Consider the following 22,162-nt stretch of genomic DNA (forward strand, 5'->3'; position numbering starts at 1 on the left):
TGTCTCCCACCGGACATTGATCCCATGGGGAGACATTTCACCTGTTTTTTATGCTTCTGTTTCCTGTTGCGCTTCTTCTTGGGCGGAATCGTTTTCTTCGTCCGCAATATCCTCTTCGGAAATTTTTGCCACACTAACTACGCTGACGCCTTCATCCAGATTCATCAGTTTCACACCTTGTGAAACTCTGCCAATCTGGGAAATATCCCGTCCTCTCAGACGAATGATGACGCCTTCGGAGGTAATGAGCATCAATTCCTCGTTTTCCTCTATCACCAGAACCCCTGTCAGAAGTCCTGTCTTTTCCGTCAGCTGATGGATCTTAACGCCCATGCCGCCGCGGTACTGGAGCTTGAATTCTTCCAGGGAAGTACGTTTGCCATAGCCGTTTTCCGTTACGTTGAGGATATCGGCCGTAGGGCTCAGCTTGCAGGCGGAAACCACATAGTCCCCTTCCTTCAGCTGGATGGCCTTTACGCCGGTCGCCGCTCTGCCCATGGGACGAACGTCCTTTTCACTGAAACGAATGCCCATGCCATTTCTGGTGGCCGTAAAGATTTCGTCCTCGCCTTCCGTATTCATAACGGAAATCAGGCTGTCGTCCTCCCGCAGATTGACAGCGATCAGGCCGCCTTTGCGGATATTGGCGAAGCTGGCCAGGTCCGTTTTCTTGATGATGCCGTTTTTCGTTACCATGACCAGATACCGGTCCTCCCGGAACTCCCGGACAGGGATGCAGGCTGTAATTTTTTCATCAGCGGCAATTTCCAACAGATTGACAATAGCCATGCCTCTGGCCGTTCTGCCGGCCTCCGGCACTTCATAGCCTTTCAGGCGGTACACTCTGCCATGGTCCGTGAAGAACAGAATGGTATCATGGGTAGAGGACAGGAACAGGTCTTTTACGAAGTCCTCTTCTCTGGTCTGCATACCCACAACGCCTCTGCCGCCCCGGTTCTGGCTGCGGTAAGTCATCAGCGGCGTACGTTTTACATAGTTCAGATTAGACAGGGTAAAGACGCAGGTCTCTTCCTCAATCAAATCTTCCACGTCGATTTCGCCGGGATTGGGAATCAGCTCTGTCCGTCTGTCATCAGAGTATTTCTCGCTGATCTGCGTGATTTCATCCTTGATTACCCCTAACAGCAGCTTTTCATCCGCCAGCAGGGATTTATAATAAGCGATCTTTTTCTGGAGCTCCGCATATTCCTCGTCGATCTTTTCTTTTTCCAGCCCCTGGAGTCTGCGCAGCTGCATTTCCAGAATGGACTGGGCCTGAATCTCAGACAGGCCAAAGCGTTCCATCAGGCGCTCTTTGGCATTGTCATAGCTGGTGCGGATGATGCGGATGACTTCGTCAATATTGGAAATGGCGATCCGCAGACCTTCCAGAATATGGGCCCGTTTTTCCGCTTTATCCAGATTGAATCTGGTTCTTCTGGTGACCACTTCCTCCTGATGCTTCAAATATTCGGAAAGGATCTCCTTCAGATTCATAATGGCGGGCTTGCCGTCCCGCAGGGCCAGCATAATGGCGCCGAAGCTCTCCTGCAGCTGGGTATATTTATAAAGCTGATTCAGCACTACATTGGCGTTGACGTCTTTTTTCAGCTCAATGATAATTTCGATATCATCCCCGGCGGAGGAATCCCGCAGGGCGCTGATGCCGTCGATGCGTTTTTCCTTGGCCAGCTCCGCGATCTTTTCGATCAGACGCAGCTTATTGACCATATAAGGGATTTCCGTTACGACAATTCTTTCTCTGCCGCCGGAAATAGGCTGAATCTCCACTTTGGAGCGCACCAGAATTTTCCCTCTGCCGGTGCGGTAAGCGGCACGGATGCCGGATTTTCCCAAAATGGTGGCGCCGGTAGGAAAATCGGGGCCTTTGATGTATTCCATCAGTTCCTCAATATCCGTATCCTCTCCGGCAATTTTATGGTCGATCATGCAGGCCAGACCGTTGACCACCTCCCGCAGGTTATGGGGCGGGATATTGGTGGCCATACCTACGGCGATACCGGAGGAGCCATTGATGAGCAGATTGGGGATTCTGGAAGGCAGAACCACCGGCTCTTTTTCCGATTCGTCATAGTTGGGCACAAAATCCACCGTATCTTTTTCGATATCCGCCAGCATAGCCTGGGTGATCCGGGACATACGGGCCTCTGTATAACGGCTGGCAGCGGCGCCGTAGCCGTCAATGGAGCCAAAGTTCCCATGGCCGTCTACCAGCATATAACGCATGGAGAAATTCTGTGCCATACGCACCATAGCCTGATAAATGGAGCTGTCCCCGTGGGGATGGTACTTACCCATGGTATCGCCGACGATACGGGCGGATTTTTTATAGGGCTTGGTCGGCTCCAGATTCATCTCGCTCATGGAATATAATATTCTTCTCTGCACCGGCTTCAGACCGTCCCGGACATCAGGCAGGGCTCTGGCAACGATAACGCTCATGGCGTAGTCGATATAGCACTGCTTCATTTCGTCGTTGATGTCCACGGAAACGACCTTATCCAGTTCCTGATTCATCTCACTCATGCTTTCACCTTAATTCCTTTCCTCAGAAATCCATTTCCGCGTACTGGGCGTTTTCTTCGATAAATTCCTTTCTGGGCTCTACGCTGTCCCCCATAAGCATACTGAAAATCTCATCCGCCAGAAGGGCGTCACCAATGGTGACTTTTTTCAAAATACGGTGTTCCACCGCCATGGTGGTATCCCGCAGCTGGTCGTAGTCCATTTCCCCCAGACCTTTGTAGCGCTGTACTTCTTTGATATTGTCTCTGCCGATTTCGTTGTACAGTTCTTCCAACTGCGTATCGTCGTAAACATAATAATGCTGTTTATTCTTCTCTACCCGATACAGCGGCGGCTGAGCGATATATACCTTGCCTTCCTCAATGAGCTGTGGCATATAGCGATAGAAGAAGGTCAGAAGAAGGGTACGGATATGGGCGCCGTCCACATCGGCATCGGTCATGATGACGATTTTATGATAACGCAGTTTTTCCAGGTCGAAATCATCGGAAATGCCTGTGCCGAACGCCAGGATCATATTTTTGATTTCCTCACTGGAAAGAATACGGTCCATTCTTGCCTTTTCCACGTTCAGGATCTTGCCCCGCAGAGGCAGGATGGCCTGGGTCAGGGGATTTCTCGCCTTGATGGCGGAGCCGCCGGCGGAGTTCCCCTCTACGATATAGATTTCACATTCCAGAGGATTGTTGCTGGTGCAGTCTGTCAGCTTGCCCGGCAGTCTGGTATTTTCCAGCCCCGTTTTATGGCGCACCAGTTCCCTTGCCTTTCTGGCCGCTTCTCTGGCCCTGGAAGCCATCATTCCCTTTTCGATAATGATTTTACCAATGGCTGGGTTTTCTTCCAGGAAATAGGTCAAATATTCGCTCAGAACTGCCTCCACAGCCGCCTTGGCTTCGGTGGTGCCCAATTTGGCCTTTGTCTGGCCCTCAAACTGAGGGTCTTCCACCTTGATGCTGATGACGGCGCTCATGCCCTCTCTTACATCATCGCCGGAAAGCTTTTTGTCGGCATCCTTAATCAGGCCGATCTTTTTGCCGTAGTCGTTGATGGTCTTTGTCAGCCCGGACTTAAAGCCCACCAGATGGGTGCCGCCGTCGGGCGTATTGATATTGTTTACAAAAGTAAACATATTTTCCGTATAGCCGTCATTATGCTGGAAGGCTACCTCTACCAGAATGCCGTCCTTTTCGCCGCTGGCGTAAAAGATACTGTCATACAAAGGCTGGCGGTTTTTATTGATATAAGCCACAAATTCCTTAATGCCGCCCTCATAATGGTAGGTCCGTTCCTGTTCCATGCCTTCCCGCAGGTCAATCAGATTGATTTTCAGCCCCTTGGTCAAAAACGCCGTCTCCCGCAGGCGCTGTTTCAGGGTGTCATAGGAAAATACCGTTTCCTCAAAAATCTCCGCGTCGGGCAGGAAATGAACAAAGGTCCCATGTTCTTCTGTTTCCCCGATTTCCGTCACGGGACAAAGCACATTCCCCCGGCTGTATTTCTGCTCATAAATCTTTCCATCGGTACAGACACGAACCGTCAGCCATTCCGACAGGGCATTTACAACAGAAGCGCCTACGCCATGTAGGCCGCCGGATACCTTGTATCCCCCGCCGCCGAATTTGCCGCCGGCGTGAAGGATCGTGAATACGACCTCCAGAGCGGAAATGCCCTTCTGATGGTGGATGCCTACGGGCACACCACGGCCGTTATCCAGAACGGAAACGGAATTATCCGGATGGATCTTGACGGTAATCTCGCTGCAAAATCCCGCTAACGCTTCATCCACCGCGTTGTCCACGATTTCATAAACCAGATGATGCAGGCCTCTTTCCCCGGTAGAGCCGATATACATACCAGGACGCTTGCGGACTGCTTCCAGTCCTTCCAGTACCTGTATCTGACTTTCGTTATACTCTGCTGACATACTTTTCTCTCCTCACATCTGTCTGCTTTTTTGCTTTTCATACACACAGAGTCATTATATCATTTTTTTCCTGTTTTCACAAGGAGAATGAATTGATTTTTCAAGGAAAACCCGCGTTTTTCATGGATTTTTTTCAATTCTGTATTTTCCTTATAAATGTTTTTCGCTTTTCTTAAGAAAAATTCTCTTTTTTCGACAAAAAAAGAGACCTTCCGTTTTGCCGAAAGATCTCTGTTATTTTTTCTGCCAGGCTTCTCCTGTGATTCTGCCGCGGGAAACATGAAACAGATTTTCCCGATTCAGATATTTTTTCACAGCATCCTCTATGCCGGTACAGGTCAAAAAGGCCTGCATCCCTTCGATGCTCTCCATCAAAAACCGCTGCCGGTTTTCGTCCAGCTCCGAAAGTACATCATCCAGCAGCAAAACCGGGCTTTCCCCCGTTTCCTCCCGGATCAGGTCAATCTCCGCCAGACGGGCGGAAAGGGCCGTGGTCCGCTGCTGCCCCTGGGAGCCGAACTGCTTGACATCTCTGCCATTGACCAGAAAAACAATATCGTCCTTATGGGGGCCGTTCTGGGTGCTGCCCAGAAGAATGTCACGTTCCGTGCTGCGCTCCAGACGCTCCGCCAGGGCACCCCCCTCACAATTTGGCTTATATTCCGTTCTAAGGGCGTCTCTGCCTCCCGTCAGTAAATCCTGCTTCTTTGCGGCAATCTCGTCCAGACGGGCCAAAAATCGGCTTCTGGCGGCTATAATCTTTTCTCCCCGCTCCGCCAGCTGACTATCCCATATGGAAAGGGTATCGGCCAGAGCCGGTTTTTTCCGGATTTCCTTCAGCAGATTGTTCCGGTGCTTCAAAATACGGTAATACTGCTGCAAGTCGTAGTAATAGACCTTATTGAGCTGACAAAGCTCCATATCCAGAAACCGCCGCCGTTCTCCCGGTCCGTTTTTTACCAGAGAAAGGTCCTCCGGGGAAAAAATCACAGTATACAGTGTACCAAAAAGATCCCCCAGCCGGCGAATGGGAATCCCATTGACGGCAATGCCCTTTTTTTCCTCCCGTTTCAAATGGACGTCAATTCGATCCTGCCGGTAAGAGGAAACCAGTTCCAGCCGGATATGGCTTTCTCCTTCCCCAAAGGCAATGAGCTGCTGCTCGTGGCGGCTGCGCATAGACCGGCCCATGGCGCAAAAATAGAGAGACTCCAGAAAATTGGTCTTTCCCTGCGCGTTTTCACCATAAAACAGGTTGATGCCTGGCGACGGCGTCATATGAAGGGGCTCCAGATTCCGGAACCCCTGTAAAAAAACTTCTTTTATATACATAAATATGCACCAAGCTTTATTAAATATAAATTTTGCATAATACCCATGCATTATCCCCGCACGCTTATGCAGTCCGGCGGTTCTTTTTTATCAACAGAGCATTACGCTTCCGCCAAAACTTCCACTTTGCCGATGCCCTTTACTTCCACCACATCGCCGGGGTGAATTTTCTTTCCCCGCTCTGTGGCTGTAACTCCATTGACCAAAACCTGACCTTCCGCCAGGAACACCTTTACATCAGAGCCCTGGTCAATAAATCCCGCCAGCTTCAATACCTGCTGCAATTTGATAAATTCCGTATGAATATAGACTTTTTCCATGGTTCCACGTCCTTTCTTACATCCGCAGAGGAAGGATCAGATATTTATAAGCGTCTCCCTCCACTGGTGTAATGATGCAGGGACTGAGAGAGCCGGTGAAACGGATGGATACCTTTTCATCGTCGATGGCCCGCAGGGCTTCTATCAGATATCTGGGATTAAAAGCGATTTGCAGCTCGTCCCCGTCTGTTTCATTGGCCACTTCCTCATAAGCGGTGCCCATATCACTGCGGGAAGTAATCACCAGCACGTTGGGCTTTAATTCCAGGCGCACTGGCGTTTTCCGATTATCTCTGGAAACCAGGGAAGCCCGTTCCAATGCCTGAATCAGTTCGTCGGTATCAATGAGGATCTTTGTTTTGTAATCCTCAGAGAAATTATTTTCATAGCTGACATAATCCCCCTCCAGCAGGCGGGAAACCATAATGGCGGTGCCCAGATCGAAAAGAACATGTTTGTCTGTAAAATACAGATGCACTCTGTCCTCTTCTTCCTGAGAAAGGATTTTGGTCAGTTCATTCAATGTCTTGCCGGGAACAACAACGCTTTTTTCCGCGAATTCATGCGCCAGCGGGCTTTTGCGGAAGGAAATGCGGTAGCCGTCGATGGAAACCACCTGCAGGCTGTTTTCTTTCATTTCGAATAATTCCCCTGTCAGAATCTGTTTGGTAGATTCCTGAGAAATGGAGAATATGGTCTGACGGATCAGCTCCCGCAGTTCGTTCTGGCCCAGCGTATAAACTTCCTCCTGGGCTACGGAAGGCAGACCGGGGAAGTCCTCCCCTTTCTGTCCCATAATGGTAAACTGGGAAGAGCCGCCGGTAATGGTGATGGTATTTTTTTCGTCTGTTTCCAGCGTTACCATCTCTCCGTTCAAACGGCGGATGATTTCAAAGAATATCTTCGCTTCAATGGCGATTTCTCCCCGTTCCAGAATATCCGCTTCAATGGGGGCGGTCTGAATCCCCAGTTCCAGATTGTTGCTGGTCATGGTAAATCCTCTGTCATCCGCTGTCAGCAGGATACATTCCAGAATGGGCAGTGTGGTTCTGGCGGATACGGCCTTGTTGACAATATTGATGTACTGCAGCAGTACGTCCTTCCGGCAAATCAGTTTCATTGTTGTACACATCTCCTTTTTGCACAGTGAAAAGATAATATAATAGCATTTATTAAGTCGTAATCGTAGTAGGGGCTGTGATATTGTGGAAAAGTCGGTTTTCCTTGAAAATCTAAGGAAAATGAGCTGGGATAACTCTGTGGAAAAGTACGCCGTATTTTTTCAGTTATACACATTGTGCACAAAAGAAAGCGGCGGAAGAAAATCATCCACACAGATTCCCTGTTTTTTCACAGCGAAATGTGGATAAAAAGAAACTTCCGTTTTTCTTCTGAAGTTATCCACAATATCATTGATTTTTGATCTCTTTTTCCAGTTCCATAATGGTATTTTTCAATTCCGCATCAGCCTCCATCTGCTTTTCGATTTTGCCGATGGCGTGGATGACGGTGGTATGATCTCTGCCGCCGAAGGCCTCGCCGATTTTCGGCAGTGTCAGATCCAGCATCTTTCTGCACAGATACATGGAAATCTGTCTGGGGAAAGCGATGTTCTTGGGCTTTTTATTGCCCTGGATATCCTCTACCCGAATATTGTAATGGCTGGCGACAACTTCCTGGATCAGTTCCGCCGTCAAAGGCACCTGGGCGCTGTCGCTGTAAATATCCTTCATGGATTTTTCCGCCAGGGAAAGAGAAATCTTCTGGGTAGTCAATGTGGCATAGGCCACAATTCTGGTCAGAGCGCCTTCCAGCTCACGGATATTGGATACAATATTTTTGGCGATATATGCCATAACGTCATCGGGCACTTCCAGATGATCCCGTTCCGCCTTGGTACGCAGAATGGCGATTCTGGTTTCATAATCCGGCGGCTGAATGTCGGCGATGAGGCCCCACTCAAACCGGCTGCGCAGTCGGTCTTCCAGCGTTTTGATTTCCTTGGGCGGACGGTCCGAGGAAATGATAATCTGTTTATTGGATTCATAAAGGGCGTTGAAGGTATGGAAAAATTCCTCCTGAGTCCCTTCTTTTTTGGAAATAAACTGAATATCGTCAATGAGCAGTACATCAATATTTCTGTACTTGTTCCGGAATTCCTCGTTTTTGTTGTTCTGGATCGAAAGGATCAGCTCATTGGTGAAGGTCTCACTGGTCACGTAGAGTACCTTTGCCGCCGGGTTTTTATCCAGTATAAAATGGGCGATGGAATGCATCAGATGGGTCTTGCCCAGACCGGAGTTTCCGTAAAGGAACAGCGGATTATAGGCCTTTGCCGGGGATTCCGCAACAGCCAGAGAAGCGGCGTGGGCCATACGGTTGCTGTTGCCAACGACAAAGGAGCTGAACACATATTTCGGGTTCAGGTTCTGGGGAAGTTCCGGACGGCTGTTTTCTGTTTTCTGTGTCTGTGTCACCACAGAGTCGATGTCCTGATTTTCCTCCAGAATTACGATTTGATAGTTGACCTTTGTAACGGCCGCCACAGCACTCTGGATCAGGGGCAGAAACCGTTTTTCTACCATATCCTTATAGATGGGGTCCGGAATCCGGAATATAAATTTGTCCTCCTTGATCCCCACAGGGACCAGAGGCTGGATCCATGTCTGAAAGCTGAAGGAAGAAGCGATCTCGTCCTCGATGATCTTCAGCGCTTCCGACCAGTATTGATTGATGTCCATAAATTTTTCCTCCTGTTTATTGGTTGTTTTTTTTCTGCGCTCCTCTGTGTATAACCGCTCCGGTTGTCCACATATTCGGTGGATGTTTCCGTGGACAGGCTGCCGGCGGAAAAAGTTATGCACAGGATGTGAAAAAAAGAAACAGAAGTTTTACACAAAAAAGGATTTCGGTAAAAATCTGTTGTTTCATCCCTGTTTTCATAAAAAACCCACAGTATTTTCACAGCTTTCAAAAGTTATGCACAAAGTTATCAACATCGTGTGGATAACATGAATAGATTTTTCTGGAAAATGTGGATAGCTTAGAAAAAATCATAATTTTTTTCAGTATAACAAAAGTTATCCACAATCGCAAGGATGAAGCGCCTGATTTTTTCCTTCCGCGGACTTTTTTGTGCCTGAAAAAAATTTTTTTTCCACAAAGCCAGCTCTGCCTAAGATCAATATATGGAAAAAAAAGTCTCATTTCGTCTCAAATTACTCTTTATGTTGTAAAATTAGCGGCGGTTGTCTGGGGACTTTCCTTTATTTTTCATAGTTTTCGTGAATTTTTTTCTTGACGGCGGATTGCTTTTTCAATATAATAGTAGCAGTGCTCGTTAGTGGGCAGTCATGAAACTGCAAGGAAGAGGAGGTGCGTCGTAAATGAAAATGACATTTCAGCCTAAGAAAAGACAGAGAAGCAGAGAACACGGCTTCAGAAAAAGAATGAGAACAGCAAACGGCAGAAAAGTGCTGGCTGCAAGAAGAAGAAAAGGTAGAAAAGTATTATCCGCATAATTTTCGATCATACCAGATAAGATTAAGGCCGCTGAATGTGGCCTTTTGTTCGTACTAGGAGAAAATTTTCGGGTAAAAAAACGGTATTTTTTTGGGAAGGAAGGGGAAAGAAATGCTTTTTACAGAATCCCTGAAAAAGAATTTTCAGTTTCGGTATGTTTATCAAAAAGGAAAATCCTTTGCCAACCGCCAGCTGGTCATGTATGTGATCAAAAACGGTACCCAGAAAAACCGCTTGGGGATCTCCGTCAGCAAAAAGGTGGGCAAGAGCGTGATGCGCTCTCATGTGACCCGCCTGATCCGGGAGGGCTACCGCAGCCTGGAGCCGGAGCTGAAAAAGGGCTATGATATTGTGGTCATCGCCCGGGTATCCTGCAACGAAGCCACATATTGGCAGGTACGGGACAGCCTGCGTCATTTACTGAAAAAACATAATTTTATTCTGACCGTTCCCGCGGGGGCGGAGGAAAAGAATCGAGATGAAAATTGATGGCAAAAAAAATTCTTCTGTTTCTCATTCGGTTGTATCAGTTGGGGATCTCACCCTATATCGGGCCCCACTGCCGTTTTACGCCAACCTGTTCCAGATACGCGTATGAGGCCATTGTAAAGTACGGGGCCATCAAAGGCGGCTATCTGGCAGTACGGCGTTTATTGAAGTGCCATCCCTTTCATGAGGGCGGCTATGATCCCGTTCCATAAGAAAAAGGAAAAAGGCTGTTTGAAAGAGAGAGCAGCGACAGCGGCAGTCATGTTTTGTGGCGGGATGGAAGGTCCGGGCCGCTGAAAAAATCCGTTATTTAAGGAGGCAAAAGTGTGATTGAGTTTAGTTTGTTGACGGCCATGAAAATGGTTCGTGAGCCGGGGATCTTCAGTCCCATTGCGGCTTTTCTCGGGAAGTTTTACAATATGCTGTTTAACGGCATCTACGGCAACGTCAGCGCCGGGGCGCTGGGTCTTGCCATCATCGTATTTACTCTGATCGTAAAACTGATCCTCTTCCCTCTGATGGTAAAGCAGCAGAAATCTTCTTTTAAGATGCAGCAGCTGCAGCCGGAGATGAATAAGATCAGGAATAAGTATAAAGACAAAAAGGATCAGCTTTCTCAGCAGAAAATGGCCATGGAGATCCAGGACCTGCAGAAAGCCAACGGCGTTCATCTGATGGGCGGCTGTCTGCCTCTGCTGATCCAGCTCCCCATTCTGTACGCCCTGTTCTATATTTTCCAGAACGCGTATGTATATGTAGACGTCATTGGAAACAACTATACGGATATCGCCAATGTGATCCTGCAGATTCCTGAGGCGCTGCGTGTAGAAGTATTCGCGCCTTTCGCGCAGGATATTGTCAATACATATAAAATTCAGGAAGGGATTGACCTGAAGAGCCTGAATGATGTGATCCTGCTGGTAGCCAATATCAAGGCGGATGACTGGACCACCATTCTGAATACTCTGGGTGACAGCGGAAGCGCACTGCTGCCTCTGATGGATGTGAAGAATAATATTGAAACCTTCCTGACCATTCCTCTGGTCAGCAAATGCGGCCTGTCCTTCCCCGGCATTATTGTGCCCATTGTGGCAGGTATTTCCACATATGCCCAGTCCAAGATCATGTTGATGATGACTTCCTCCAATACGGCGGCAGCTGGCAACGATCAGGCAATGGCGATGACCAACAGCATGAACAAAATGATGGTTTACTTTATGCCTTTTATGATGGCGTTCTTCTGCATCAACGTACCCGCGGGTCTTGGTGTGTACTGGACCATCAGTAATATTTTCGGTATCCTGCAGCAGATTTTCCTGCAGAAATACTACAAAAAGAAACTGGCAGAGGGGGCGTTGTAAGCAATGGATGAAATCAGAAAAAGCGGCAAGACCATTGACGAGGCTGTGGCTGCGGCCCTGGCGGAGCTGAACGCTTCCAAAGAAGAGGTCAGCATCACCGTTATTGACGAAGGCTCTAAGGGTTTTCTGGGCATGTTCGGCGGCAAAGACGCGGTGGTTTTGGTAAAGAAGAATTTTAACCCGGAAAAAGCGGCGGAAAATTTCCTGCGGGAAGTATTCCTGTCCATGGGGCTGATTATTAAGATCACAACAAAAATGGAGGACAAGCATCTTCTGGTTAACCTGACCGGGGATGATATGGGCATCCTCATTGGTAAGCGCGGTCAGACACTGGACGCTTTGCAGTATCTGGTGAATCTGGTAGTCAATAAACACAGCGCTTCCTATATCAGCGTGATGCTGGATACGGAAAACTACCGCCAGAGAAGAAAAGAAACACTGGAAACACTGGCCTTCAATCTGGCGAAGAAGGTAAAACATACCAGAAGAAATGTTGTTTTGGAGCCCATGAATCCTTATGAAAGACGGATCATCCATTCCGCCCTGCAAAACGACAGATATGTAACTACCTTCAGCGAAGGGGAAGAACCCTTCCGGAATGTAGTCATCGCTCTGAAAGCGAAGAATTCCAAAGATTCCAGAAGAGCGGAACGGGCGGAAAGAACAGAAAAAACAGAAACAGCGGAATAAGAATTACAAAAGACGGCCGTGCGAAAACAGCGTTCGGGCGTCTTTTTGCATACAGAAAGGAGTCGTTTTTATGCTGCAGAAAGCCAATTTTCTGGATGATATTATCGCGGCCATTTCCACCCCTTTGGGCAGCGGCGGCATTGGCATTGTCCGTATGAGTGGGGCAGGCTGTATCGAACTGGCGGATCAGCTGTTTCAGGGAAAGAAGCATCTGACACAAAAGGCCACCCATACCATTTCCTACGGCAGAATCACCGATGGGAAAGACGGGGAGGTCATTGACGAGGTTTTAGTATCTGTTATGAAGGCGCCCCATACTTACACAAAAGAGGATATTGTGGAAATCAACTGCCACGGCGGTTTTCTGGTGACGCAGCGTGTTTTGCAGGCCATGCTCCATGCCGGCGCCAGACTGGCGGAGCCCGGAGAATTTACGAAACGCGGATTTTTGAACGGCCGGATTGACCTGACCCAAGCGGAGGCGGTCATTGACCTGATCCAGTCCAAAACGGAGCTTTCCCGTCAGGCGGCGGTGAATCAGCTGGAGGGCCGGCTGAAAACGGCGGTCCGTGAAATGCGCAGTGAGATCATTGATATGATCGCCTCCATTGAGGCAGTCATTGACTACCCCGATTATGATATTGAGGAAGAGACCTACGGCAGTATGGAGGCGGGCGCCAGAAAACTGCTGGCGGAAATGGAGTGTCTGCTGGCGGGGGCGGACCGTGGGAAAATCCTGCGGGAAGGCCTTCAGACAGTTATCGTGGGAAAACCGAATGTGGGAAAATCTTCTCTTTTAAACTGGTTCCTGGAGGAGGACCGGGCCATTGTAACGGATATTCCCGGCACTACCCGAGATACGGTGGAGGAGTATATCAATATTGACGGTATCCCCGTAAAAATCGTGGATACGGCAGGCATCCGGGAAACGGGAGATATTGTGGAAAAAATGGGCGTGGAAAAATCCAAGGCCTATGCCGAGCAGGCGGATCTGATTCTGATGATGTTAGACGCCTCCCGGCCGCTGGAGGAAGAGGATAAGGAGATTCTTTCCTTTATCCGGGAAAAGCACAGTATTGTGCTGCTGAATAAATCGGATCTGGAGCAGGTTCTTTCGCTGGAAGAGCTGTCCCGGTTTGTGCCAAAGGAGCAGATTCTGTTTGTGTCCGTAAAACAGAATACGGGTTTCGACGCTTTGATCGACGCCATCAAAACCATGTTCTTCAGCGGCCAGACGGCAACGGCCGACGATGCTCTGTTAGGCAATACCCGACACAAAAACGCTTTGTATCAGGCAAAAGAGGCCATGGAGCATTGTCTGGTGACCATCCAGACCAGAATGCCGGAGGACTTTATCTCTATGGATTTACAGGACGCCAGCCGGGCATTGGGTGAAATTACCGGCGACGTGGCTGATGAGGAAATTATTGATCGTATCTTTACGAAATTCTGTTTAGGCAAATAAGAAAAAAGAAGGTGCCGTTTATGGAACATCAACCTGAACTGCAAAAAGGTCTGGAGCAGGAAAATCCGCTGGGGACGGAAAATATCAGATCCTTATTGAAAAAGCTGGCCTTTCCGGCCATTACAGCCCAGGTGGTCAATGTGCTGTATAATGTGGTAGACCGTATTTATATCGGGCATATCCCGGAAACAGGGGCTTTGGCGCTGACAGGGGTAGGGGTCTGCATGCCTATTATCATGCTGATTTCCGCTTTTGCGGCTCTGGTCAGCATGGGAGCCGCGCCCAGAGCCTCTGTGCTTATGGGGCGGGGCGAAAAGGAAGAAGCGGAAAAAACACTGGGCAACAGCTTTGTGATGCTGCTGGCTATTGCCGTAATACTGACGGTGTTTTTTCGGCTGTTTGCCAGAGATTTTCTCATGGCCTTCGGCGCCAGTGAGAATACCATCGGCTATGCCATGGAATATATGAATCTCTATTGTCTGGGTACCATATTCGTACAGCTGGCGCTGGGGCTGAACGCCTTTATTACGGCCCAGGGCTTTGCCAAGATCAGTATGCTCACTGTGATGATCGGCGCGGCGTTAAATATTGTGTTAGACCCTGTGTTTATCTATCTTTTGGGGATGGGAGTACAGGGAGCGGCACTGGCGACCATCCTTTCTCAGGCGGTTTCCGCCCTTTGGGTCATCCGTTTTTTACTGGGAAAAAATACTATTTTAAAGCTGCGGGCGAAAAATTTCGGACTGCGGGCCAATGTGGTATTTCCCAGCCTGCTGTTGGGGATGTCTCCTTTTATCATGCAGGCTACGGAAAGCGCCATCAGTCTTTGCTTCAATTCTTCCCTGTACCGCTACGGCGGGGATACGGCCGTAGGCGCCATGAGTATTCTCACCAGCATCATGCAGTTTTCCATGCTGCCTCTGATGGGGCTTGCCCAGGGCGCCCAGCCCATTACGGGCTATAATTTCGGCGCCAAAAAACCGGGGCGTGTCCGGGAGACCTTCCGGCTGCTGCTCAAATGCAGTCTGGCCTATTCTCTGAGTCTGTGGGCTGTCTGTATGATTTTCCCCCGGCTGATCCCTATGCTCTTTACCAAAAATGAGGGCCTGCTGGATTATACGGCCTGGGCTTTACGGTATTATTTCGCCGGGGCCGGGATTTTTGGCATACAGATCGCCTGCCAGCAGACCTTTATCGCCATTGGCAACGCCAAAACATCGCTGTTTCTGGCCGTATACCGGAAGATTATTCTGCTGATTCCGCTGATTTATCTTCTGCCCGCTTTTCTGGAACAGAAGGATCGGGCCGTATTTCTGGCGGAGCCTGCGGCGGATATCATCGCGGTCTGCACCACGGCCGCCATGTTCTTTTTCCAGTTCCGAAGGGTTATGGCAAAATTGGAAAAAGAAGAAAACGCGCCGAAAATGGCGTAAAAATCGGATATTTTTTGATGGGACCCCCGAAAATGCTTGCATTACGGGGGTTTTTCCCATAAAATGATACAATGGAATTTTAATAGACAAAACAAACGGCGGTTTTTTTGATATACAGAGGTGAATGGGAAAATGTACGAAGCGGAAACCATAGATGTGGCCGTCATCGGCGGGGGACACGCCGGCTGTGAGGCGGCTTTGGCGGCGGCGAGACTGGGCATGAAAACAGTGATGTTTGCCATCAGTCTGGACAGTATCGCCATGATGCCCTGCAATCCCTCCATCGGCGGCAGCTCCAAGGGCCATCTGGTCCGGGAGATCGACGCTCTGGGCGGGGAAATGGGCAGAAATATTGACAAAACCTATATTCAGACAAAAATGCTCAATACGGGCAAGGGGCCGGCGGTTTATTCCCTGCGGGCCCAGGCCGATAAAACGAGATACCACGAGGAAATGAAGCATACTCTCGAAAAAACGGAAAACCTGAAAATTAAGCAGGCGGAAATTTCCGAGATCCTCATGGAGGACGGCCATGTTTGCGGCGTAGTGACTACCAGCGGAGCGGTATTCCGCTGTCGGGCGGCGGTGCTGTGTATGGGCACTTATATGAAAAGCCGCTGTCTCAGCGGGGATCATATTGTGGAAAGCGGACCCAATAACCTGATGCCCGCCACAAAGCTGAGTCAGAATCTTATGGATATGGGCATCCGGCTTTTCCGTTTCAAAACAGGCACTCCCGCCCGTATGAACCGGAATTCTCTGGATTTCAGCAAAATGGAACCGCAGTACGGAGACAGGGACATCGTTCCTTTTTCCTTTGAAAATACGCCGGAGGACATCGCCAGAGAGCAGGAGCTTTGCTGGCTGACTTATACCAACGAAAAGACCCATGAGGTCATCCGGAAGAACCTGCACCGTTCTCCTTTGTTTGGCGGGCTCATCGAGGGCACCGGCCCCAGATACTGCCCCTCCATTGAGGACAAGGTAGTGCGCTTTGCCGATAAGGAACGCCACCAGCTTTTTGTGGAGCCGGAAGGGGAAAATACAGAGGAAATGTATATTCAGGGCATGTCCTCTTCTTTGCCGGAGGATGTGCAGATCGAGATGTACCGCACCATTCCCGGCTTGGAACACTGTGAGATCACCCGTTTTGCCTACGCCATTGAGTATGACTGCATCGACGCCACCCAGCTGAAGCTGTCTCTGGAATTCAAAGACTTCCATGGCCTTTTTTCCGCCGGACAGTTCAATGGTTCTTCGGGCTACGAGGAAGCGGCGGCACAGGGGCTTATGGGCGGCATCAACGCCGCACGGTATATTCAAGGGAAGGAGCCTGTGGTCCTGCGCCGTTCCGATGGCTATATCGGTGTTTTGATTGACGACCTCATTAGCAAAGGCAGTAAGGAGCCTTACCGCATGATGACCTCCCGGGCGGAGTTCCGTCTTTTGCTGCGGCAGGACAACGCCGACCAGCGTCTGACGCCTTTGGGCTATGAAATCGGCCTGATTTCTCAGGAGAGATATGACAGCCTGCTGGAAAAGGAACGTCAGACGGCGGAAGAGATCCAGCGGGTACAAAATCTGACCATTGCGCCTTCTCAGGAGGCGGCGGCGGTACTGGAGCAGTATCATAGCTCTTTGATTAAAACCGGCGTTAAGCTGGCGGATCTGGTGAAACGGCCGGAGCTGGACTATGAAAAGCTGGCGCCCATAGATAAGGATCGTCCTGTTCTGCCGCCGGCGGTGCGGGAACAGGTGAATATCCAGATCAAATATGAAGGCTATATCAACCAGCAGCTGAAACAGGTGGAACAGTTCCAGAAACTGGAGAACCGCAGACTGCCGGAGGATATAGACTATGAAACCATACAGGGGCTGCGTCTGGAGGCCAGACAGAAGCTCAACGCCATCCGCCCCGAATCTTTGGGACACGCCTCCCGTATTACCGGCGTTTCCCCGGCGGATATTTCCGTACTGCTCATTTATATGGAGCAGCACAAACGGGGCCGATAAATAGAAAGGAGGTAGAAAGAAATGTTTTTTCTGCCTTGGCACCAAAGAAAACAGGAACAGAAACGAAGAATGAGATTATATCTGCCGTCAGTCCGCCGCAGGTTCCCCATGGAAACGGCGGCTCTGCGGTGTTTGAAGCAGCCGTATTTCTCTCTTTCCGATACCCGGGGAACGGTCATGGCCTTTCTTCGGGCGCTGCAGAAAAACCGGACGGAAGAGGCCAGAGGTTATCTTTCCCGGACGGTGGGAAACGGCGCGGATATGGAGCAGATCCAGAAGTTCTTTTCCTCCGAGGGCAGCTACTGCCTGTTTCTGGAGGAAAAAGGAGAGCGGACCAGAACGGTTTCTCTGGCCTGCGCAGACCGGCGGGAAATGATTTTTCTGCGGCTGGTGACAGAGCCGGACGACTACGGCAGATGGAAGATTTATGAGATAGAAAAGGAGTAAGCCATGGAGCATAAAAGCCTGCTGATGGACTGCGCGAAGGAAATGGGTGTAGAACTGACGGAAGAGATGCTGTCCCAGTTTGAGACGTATTTTTCTTTGCTTATCGAATGGAATGAAAAAATGAACCTGACGGCCATTACGGAGGAGCGGGAAGTGGTGCTGAAGCATTTTGCCGACTGCATCAGTGTACTGCCCCATCTGGCTCTGACAGGGAAGGAAAAGATCATTGATGTAGGCACCGGCGCTGGGTTCCCCGGCATCCCCTTGAAGATTGCCTGCCCCTCTTTAGAGGTGACACTGCTGGATTCTTTGCAGAAGCGCATCGGTTTTCTGGAGGAAGTGGGGCGGCAGCTGAATCTGGAAGGCGTGACCTATCTCCACAGCCGGGCGGAGGACGGCGGCCAGAATCCGGAACTGCGGGAGCAATTTGATCTGTGCGTATCCCGGGCGGTGGCTAATCTGTCGGTGCTTTCGGAATACTGCCTGCCTTTTGTGAAAACCGGCGGCAGACTGGCGGCTTTGAAAGGCCCCGATGCCCTCAGAGAGCTGGAAGAGGCCCAGGGCGCCCTGAAAAAGCTGGGCGGCACTTTGGAGAAAGTAGTGGATGTGGAGATTCCTTTTACCGACCTGCGCCATAAACTGGTCATCATCAGAAAAACAGAGAAAACACCGGCGCAGTACCCCAGAAAAGCGGGAAAAATACAGAAAAATCCCCTGCGTTAAAGAAAGACAGCGTTTTCCCATGGGTTTGGGAAGACGCTTTTTTTTCGGGGAAATATGGAAAAATCACGGTTCCTGTCGAGGAGCCGTTTTTTTTGTTGTACGGTTTTTGGGAAAGAGCGAGAAAGCTGTGCTACCATTAAAAAAAGAGGGGGATCTGCCCGTCTTTGGACGGAAAATACATCAAAAAAGGAGTGATCCTATGGAAGCATTGAAATTTCCTGATCTGCGTATGAAAAAAGAAATGTCGGTCTGTCATCTGCCTTTGGATAAAATACGCCCCAATCCCTATCAGCCCAGAAAGTATTTTAACCGAATGGCGTTGGAGGAACTGGCGGATTCTATTGCCGCCTATGGCCTGCTGCAGCCTATTACGGTGCGGAAAATGCATAATGGATATTACGAGCTGGTGGCGGGGGAACGGCGTCTGCGGGCGGCGGAAATGGCAGGACTGACTTTGATTCCGGCCATGATCTTACAGGTGGGAGAGAATGAAAGCGCCCTGCTGGCTTTTATTGAGAATATCCAGCGACAGAATCTGTCCTTTCTGGAGGAGGCGGAGGGCTACCGGAATTTGATGGAGGACTATGGTATGACCCAGGAGGAACTGGCGGAAAAGCTGTCTAAAAGCCAGTCCTTTATCGCCAATAAGCTGCGGCTTCTCAGATTGGAGGAAAGCGTCCAGCGGATGCTTATGGACCACCATTTCACGGAGCGCCACGCAAGAGCCCTGCTGCGGCTGCCGGACGAGGAAAGCCGGATGACGGTGCTGGAGCGGATGATCCGGGAGGAATTGAATGTCCGCAAAACGGAGGAATTGGTGGAGGACACCATGGAGCGACTGCGGGCGCGGACGGAGGAAAAGCCGGAGCAGAAGGAAAAGCGGTATGTGACGGATTTCCGGCTGTTTACCAATACCATCAAGCAGTCGGTGGAGGTGATCCGAAAGGCAGGGATGGAAGTCCTTTATGAGGATAAGGCAGAGGAGGATGGCTGTGAAATCCTGATCCGGATTCGCAAAAAAGAGGAATAGGCTTATAAGAAATAGATAAAGGGTTCTTGTTTTTTGTGAAAAGAAATGGTATATTTTACTTAAACACAGCGGTTTTTATCAGAACAGGCTCTGTTTTGTGTATAAAAACTGGAAGAAGAAAGAAAATATTGTGTATTTTGCTTTCTTCCGCGCTGAGAGAATGTTTTAGGGAAAGAACAGTAAAAGGGGGAATGTACCATGAAAAAACAATGGAAGATCATCAGTGCCATGGGGCTGACACTGGCCCTTCTGGCCAACAGCGTACCGGCTTTTGCGGCCCATCCTAAGGGATACTGGCCCTATCTTTCCGCTTTTACGGAAGCGAAAAACGCCAATAATAAAGATCAGATGCTGGTAAAGGGCAACGCTTTGCTCCAGTATTATCAGAATCTGCCGCTGGATTCCGATGTGGCGTCTATCCGGTATAATGTCAATTACGCCAACTACCCCATTTATGAATCTAAAGGGAATTATACCAAAGCCAAAGAGGCTCTTCAGCAGGTGGAGGTCAACGGGGCTTATCTGGGCTTTACAGACGCTGTGACCATGGCGAAGGAACGGGAGAGAAAGATTTCTCCCAACGCTCAGGTATACGCTTTGACCAATGCCCAGGCGCCTTATTATGGGGCGAAAAATGAGCCGAAAAGCGGCACCTGGTACGGCCGTGTCTGGACGGAGGCCAATGACGCGGCGGCAGAAGGGGAATCTATCGTTTCCTTCTATGTAGAGCTGGGTCAGAGCACGGCGGCGGATATGGACCGGTATATTTCGCCTTTTGACGATGGAAAACACGCCATCCATATTGCCTGGAACTTCCCTCAGGAGGGGAGCACCGTTGCCGCCATCAACGCGGGAACGTATGACGCTAATATCCAGAAAACGCTGAGCTATCTGGCAACGTTGAAAAGCCCTGTGCTTCTGCGTATCGGCGGGGAAATGAATGTATGGACCAACGCGACTATGGGAGAGGCCTTTAAAGCGGCCTATACCAGAATCGCGCAGAAAGCCAGAACTGTGGCGCCTAATGTGGCTCTGGTCTTCTCGCCCAACTACACCTCCTCCTTTGGCGGGGATATGGAGACTTATTTCCCCAGCGCGTCTTTGGTGGACTGGGTAGGCGCTTCTCTGTATGTGAACCAATATCAATCCGCTTTCAGTCCCAAACCGGGGCAGGATGCCAATGAAATGTATTTCGGCATCGGCAATTACGCGGACCCTGTAAAGAGCTTTTCCCACGCGGCGGATCTGGCAAAGAAATATAACAAGCCTATGATCGTAACCGAGGGGGGAAGCGGACACAGCATTTCCGGTTCCGCTTCTTTATCCAATTTCGCGGCGGAGCGGGTGAAAGAACTGTATACGACCCTGAATATGGTTTATCCGCAGGTAAAAGCCATCATTTATTTTGACAGAAACGGCAGTGGATATGACTATACTCTGCAAAATAACGCGGCGGTACAGGCGGCTTATGTCAGCGCTTTGAAATCCAATCCTACGCTGATCTCTCAGGTGGGACAGCAGGCGCAGACCTTCCAGCCTCTGTCGGCAGTCCGCGGCGCCAGCGGCGTCATTACCCTGCGGGCATACTGTGATGTCATTGGCCAGACCGTGACGGCAACTTATTCCGTAGACGGAAAATGGCTGGGCACACAGACCTCGATGCCTTATCGGTGCCAGCTGGACAGCAGTACATTGACGGTGGGAAATCATACCCTGCGGGTAATTTTCCAGGCGCCCAACGGTTACAGCCAGACTTTGAATTATCAGCTGACCAAGGCGGCGGACGGAAGCGTTTCCTTCCAGCAGGCATAAAATCGCATAAAAAAGAAAGGAGCATGGGCCCTTTTGGGGCCATGCTCTTTTTTTATACGGGGGTAGGGAATGTCTGCTCCAGCTTCATAAAGGTGGCGTTGGATACCGCCGCCAGGATATCATCCCGCTCCAGCCGGGCTTCCGCCGTCAGGTGGTAGATGGTATGGCCCATACGGTTGATGCGGACCTTATAATGGATGGTATCCGTCTCCATGACCGGCTTTAAGAAGGTGGTATCAATGGAGATGGTGGAGATCATATGCTGTTTGGCGTAGTAATGGCATAGCAGGCCAAAGGATACGTCAAAGCCTGTGACGATAATGCCGCCATGAAGGCCTTTTTCCGGGTTCAGCTGCCATTCCTGTACGGCAAAGGCAAATTCCGCCGTTCTGTTTTCATAATCACAGGAAATGACTTTTGGCTGAAGAAGCTGCAGGACACTGTCTTTTATCAGACCAAATTCCGGGTTTTCCAGCTGTTTCAGCCAGGCCAGCATTTCTTCCTGAGAGGAGTGTTCTTCTGTTAAATAAATCATAAGGACTTCCCTTCTTCCGCGGCCTTCTGGGCCAGTAATTTTTGTTTTGTCTTATAGTGCAGGATTTTAAATGTACCTGTTGCCGTTGCCGCTAATTTGCCGCTGCTTTTCAGATAAACTTCGCCGTCCATGGTGACCAGGCTTCTGCCGAAGGATTTGATCTTGCTGTGAAAGAACATGGTGTCTCCCAAACGGATGGGCCGCAGAAAAGAAGTAGATAGATTGACTGTGGTCAAAATATTAGGAGAAGCGTAGTAATGACAAAGCATGCCCAAAGAAGTATCAAATCCGGTGGACGTAATGCCGCCATGGATCATTTGCTGAGGGTTCAGTTCCCAATCCAGCACTTGAAAGGACATAACGCTTTCTCCTGCCAAAAAATCGCAGCTGACAAAGGAGGGTTTCATTTTGGCGATGACGCCGTTTTTCAGCCGAGGGGAATCCGGTCCGGTCCCTTCCCGGAACCAGGCTTCCATATGTTCCTGGGAAAGCCCAGGGATCTCATTAAAATTCAAATCA

The 22,162-nt window shown here is 49.7% G+C and carries 20 protein-coding genes; 12 read left to right on the forward strand and 8 right to left on the reverse strand.

Annotation, left to right across the window (positions count from 1 at the left end; translation table 11 throughout):
* Window positions 1–48 precede the first annotated feature (48 nt).
* The 6 genes from gyrA to dnaA all read right to left on the reverse strand — a co-directional run bounded on the left by gyrA (window position 49) and on the right by dnaA (window position 8,864).
* Window positions 49–2,547 carry a DNA gyrase subunit A gene (gyrA, locus tag H9X84_RS10505; RefSeq protein WP_205134053.1) on the reverse strand — a complete coding sequence of 833 codons (2,499 nt, stop codon included), beginning with the start codon at window positions 2,545–2,547 and terminating at the stop codon, window positions 49–51.
* Window positions 2,548–2,569: 22 nt separating this feature from the next.
* Window positions 2,570–4,471, reverse strand: coding sequence for a DNA topoisomerase (ATP-hydrolyzing) subunit B (gene gyrB / locus H9X84_RS10510; protein WP_205134054.1), 1,902 nt, complete (start codon window positions 4,469–4,471; stop codon window positions 2,570–2,572).
* Between the two features lie 234 nt (window positions 4,472–4,705).
* Window positions 4,706–5,854, reverse strand: coding sequence for a DNA replication/repair protein RecF (recF, locus tag H9X84_RS10515; protein WP_205134055.1), 1,149 nt, complete (start codon window positions 5,852–5,854; stop codon window positions 4,706–4,708).
* 50 nt (window positions 5,855–5,904) lie between these two features.
* Window positions 5,905–6,123, reverse strand: coding sequence for an RNA-binding S4 domain-containing protein (locus H9X84_RS10520; protein WP_205134056.1), 219 nt, complete (start codon window positions 6,121–6,123; stop codon window positions 5,905–5,907).
* A gap of 16 nt (window positions 6,124–6,139) precedes the next feature.
* Complete coding sequence (gene dnaN / locus H9X84_RS10525; protein WP_205134057.1) at window positions 6,140–7,243, reverse strand: DNA polymerase III subunit beta; 1,104 nt, start codon at window positions 7,241–7,243, stop codon at window positions 6,140–6,142.
* A 289-nt stretch (window positions 7,244–7,532) separates the two neighbouring features.
* Window positions 7,533–8,864 carry a chromosomal replication initiator protein DnaA gene (gene dnaA, locus H9X84_RS10530; RefSeq protein WP_205134058.1) on the reverse strand — a complete coding sequence of 444 codons (1,332 nt, stop codon included), beginning with the start codon at window positions 8,862–8,864 and terminating at the stop codon, window positions 7,533–7,535.
* A 645-nt stretch (window positions 8,865–9,509) separates the two neighbouring features.
* Between dnaA and rpmH the strand changes: the two genes are divergently transcribed.
* The 12 genes from rpmH to H9X84_RS10590 all read left to right on the forward strand — a co-directional run bounded on the left by rpmH (window position 9,510) and on the right by H9X84_RS10590 (window position 21,108).
* Window positions 9,510–9,644, forward strand: coding sequence for a 50S ribosomal protein L34 (gene rpmH / locus H9X84_RS10535; RefSeq protein ID WP_022253700.1), 135 nt, complete (start codon window positions 9,510–9,512; stop codon window positions 9,642–9,644).
* Between the two features lie 112 nt (window positions 9,645–9,756).
* Window positions 9,757–10,134 carry a ribonuclease P protein component gene (rnpA, locus tag H9X84_RS10540; RefSeq protein WP_205134059.1) on the forward strand — a complete coding sequence of 126 codons (378 nt, stop codon included), beginning with the start codon at window positions 9,757–9,759 and terminating at the stop codon, window positions 10,132–10,134.
* The gene (gene yidD, locus H9X84_RS10545; RefSeq protein WP_205134060.1) at window positions 10,134–10,346 is read left to right on the forward strand and encodes a membrane protein insertion efficiency factor YidD; all 213 of its coding nucleotides are present in this window, start codon (window positions 10,134–10,136) and stop codon (window positions 10,344–10,346) included. The genes rnpA and yidD overlap by 1 nt, the downstream gene beginning before the upstream one ends.
* 114 nt (window positions 10,347–10,460) lie before the next feature.
* Complete coding sequence (locus H9X84_RS10550) at window positions 10,461–11,495, forward strand: YidC/Oxa1 family membrane protein insertase (protein ID WP_205134061.1); 1,035 nt, start codon at window positions 10,461–10,463, stop codon at window positions 11,493–11,495.
* A 3-nt stretch (window positions 11,496–11,498) separates the two neighbouring features.
* A complete protein-coding gene (gene jag, locus H9X84_RS10555; RefSeq protein ID WP_205134062.1) occupies window positions 11,499–12,185 on the forward strand; it encodes an RNA-binding cell elongation regulator Jag/EloR in 687 nt (228 codons plus the stop codon).
* Between the two features lie 70 nt (window positions 12,186–12,255).
* Window positions 12,256–13,650 carry a tRNA uridine-5-carboxymethylaminomethyl(34) synthesis GTPase MnmE gene (gene mnmE / locus H9X84_RS10560; RefSeq protein ID WP_205134063.1) on the forward strand — a complete coding sequence of 465 codons (1,395 nt, stop codon included), beginning with the start codon at window positions 12,256–12,258 and terminating at the stop codon, window positions 13,648–13,650.
* A 20-nt stretch (window positions 13,651–13,670) separates the two neighbouring features.
* Window positions 13,671–15,083, forward strand: coding sequence for an MATE family efflux transporter (locus H9X84_RS10565; protein WP_205134064.1), 1,413 nt, complete (start codon window positions 13,671–13,673; stop codon window positions 15,081–15,083).
* 132 nt (window positions 15,084–15,215) lie between these two features.
* Window positions 15,216–17,096 carry a tRNA uridine-5-carboxymethylaminomethyl(34) synthesis enzyme MnmG gene (gene mnmG, locus H9X84_RS10570; protein ID WP_205134065.1) on the forward strand — a complete coding sequence of 627 codons (1,881 nt, stop codon included), beginning with the start codon at window positions 15,216–15,218 and terminating at the stop codon, window positions 17,094–17,096.
* Between the two features lie 21 nt (window positions 17,097–17,117).
* The gene (locus tag H9X84_RS10575; protein ID WP_205134066.1) at window positions 17,118–17,543 is read left to right on the forward strand and encodes a hypothetical protein; all 426 of its coding nucleotides are present in this window, start codon (window positions 17,118–17,120) and stop codon (window positions 17,541–17,543) included.
* 3 nt (window positions 17,544–17,546) lie between these two features.
* The gene (gene rsmG / locus H9X84_RS10580; protein ID WP_205134067.1) at window positions 17,547–18,266 is read left to right on the forward strand and encodes a 16S rRNA (guanine(527)-N(7))-methyltransferase RsmG; all 720 of its coding nucleotides are present in this window, start codon (window positions 17,547–17,549) and stop codon (window positions 18,264–18,266) included.
* Between the two features lie 199 nt (window positions 18,267–18,465).
* Window positions 18,466–19,296 carry a nucleoid occlusion protein gene (gene noc / locus H9X84_RS10585; protein ID WP_205134068.1) on the forward strand — a complete coding sequence of 277 codons (831 nt, stop codon included), beginning with the start codon at window positions 18,466–18,468 and terminating at the stop codon, window positions 19,294–19,296.
* Between the two features lie 198 nt (window positions 19,297–19,494).
* On the forward strand, window positions 19,495–21,108 hold the full coding sequence (locus tag H9X84_RS10590; RefSeq protein ID WP_205134069.1) for an Ig-like domain-containing protein: 1,614 nt from the start codon (window positions 19,495–19,497) through the stop codon (window positions 21,106–21,108).
* 52 nt (window positions 21,109–21,160) lie between these two features.
* Here H9X84_RS10590 and H9X84_RS10595 read toward each other — a convergent pair whose 3' ends face one another.
* Both H9X84_RS10595 and H9X84_RS10600 read right to left on the reverse strand, forming a co-directional pair.
* Window positions 21,161–21,643, reverse strand: coding sequence for a PaaI family thioesterase (locus tag H9X84_RS10595; protein WP_205134070.1), 483 nt, complete (start codon window positions 21,641–21,643; stop codon window positions 21,161–21,163).
* Window positions 21,640–22,158, reverse strand: a complete 519-nt coding sequence (locus H9X84_RS10600) for a PaaI family thioesterase (RefSeq protein WP_205134071.1) — start codon at window positions 22,156–22,158, stop codon at window positions 21,640–21,642. Before H9X84_RS10600 ends, H9X84_RS10595 begins: the two co-directional genes overlap by 4 nt.
* Window positions 22,159–22,162 lie beyond the last annotated feature (4 nt).

The sequence above is a fragment of the Anaerotignum lactatifermentans genome, assembly GCF_016902535.1.
Classification (GTDB): Bacteria; Bacillota; Clostridia; order Lachnospirales; family Anaerotignaceae; genus Anaerotignum; species Anaerotignum lactatifermentans_A.

Coding starts and splice junctions, on each gene's coding strand:
- jag (WP_205134062.1), top strand. CDS start 11,499: ATGGATGAAATCAGAAAAAGCGGCAAGACCATTGACGAGGCTGTGGCT.
- mnmG (WP_205134065.1), top strand. CDS start 15,216: ATGTACGAAGCGGAAACCATAGATGTGGCCGTCATCGGCGGGGGACAC.
- H9X84_RS10575 (WP_205134066.1), top strand. CDS start 17,118: ATGTTTTTTCTGCCTTGGCACCAAAGAAAACAGGAACAGAAACGAAGA.
- H9X84_RS10520 (WP_205134056.1), bottom strand. CDS start 6,123: ATGGAAAAAGTCTATATTCATACGGAATTTATCAAATTGCAGCAGGTA.
- H9X84_RS10590 (WP_205134069.1), top strand. CDS start 19,495: ATGAAAAAACAATGGAAGATCATCAGTGCCATGGGGCTGACACTGGCC.
- recF (WP_205134055.1), bottom strand. CDS start 5,854: ATGCATGGGTATTATGCAAAATTTATATTTAATAAAGCTTGGTGCATA.
- noc (WP_205134068.1), top strand. CDS start 18,466: ATGGAAGCATTGAAATTTCCTGATCTGCGTATGAAAAAAGAAATGTCG.
- H9X84_RS10565 (WP_205134064.1), top strand. CDS start 13,671: ATGGAACATCAACCTGAACTGCAAAAAGGTCTGGAGCAGGAAAATCCG.
- dnaN (WP_205134057.1), bottom strand. CDS start 7,243: ATGAAACTGATTTGCCGGAAGGACGTACTGCTGCAGTACATCAATATT.
- rnpA (WP_205134059.1), top strand. CDS start 9,757: ATGCTTTTTACAGAATCCCTGAAAAAGAATTTTCAGTTTCGGTATGTT.
- rsmG (WP_205134067.1), top strand. CDS start 17,547: ATGGAGCATAAAAGCCTGCTGATGGACTGCGCGAAGGAAATGGGTGTA.
- dnaA (WP_205134058.1), bottom strand. CDS start 8,864: ATGGACATCAATCAATACTGGTCGGAAGCGCTGAAGATCATCGAGGAC.
- rpmH (WP_022253700.1), top strand. CDS start 9,510: ATGAAAATGACATTTCAGCCTAAGAAAAGACAGAGAAGCAGAGAACAC.
- mnmE (WP_205134063.1), top strand. CDS start 12,256: ATGCTGCAGAAAGCCAATTTTCTGGATGATATTATCGCGGCCATTTCC.
- H9X84_RS10595 (WP_205134070.1), bottom strand. CDS start 21,643: ATGATTTATTTAACAGAAGAACACTCCTCTCAGGAAGAAATGCTGGCC.
- yidD (WP_205134060.1), top strand. CDS start 10,134: ATGGCAAAAAAAATTCTTCTGTTTCTCATTCGGTTGTATCAGTTGGGG.
- gyrB (WP_205134054.1), bottom strand. CDS start 4,471: ATGTCAGCAGAGTATAACGAAAGTCAGATACAGGTACTGGAAGGACTG.
- gyrA (WP_205134053.1), bottom strand. CDS start 2,547: ATGAGTGAGATGAATCAGGAACTGGATAAGGTCGTTTCCGTGGACATC.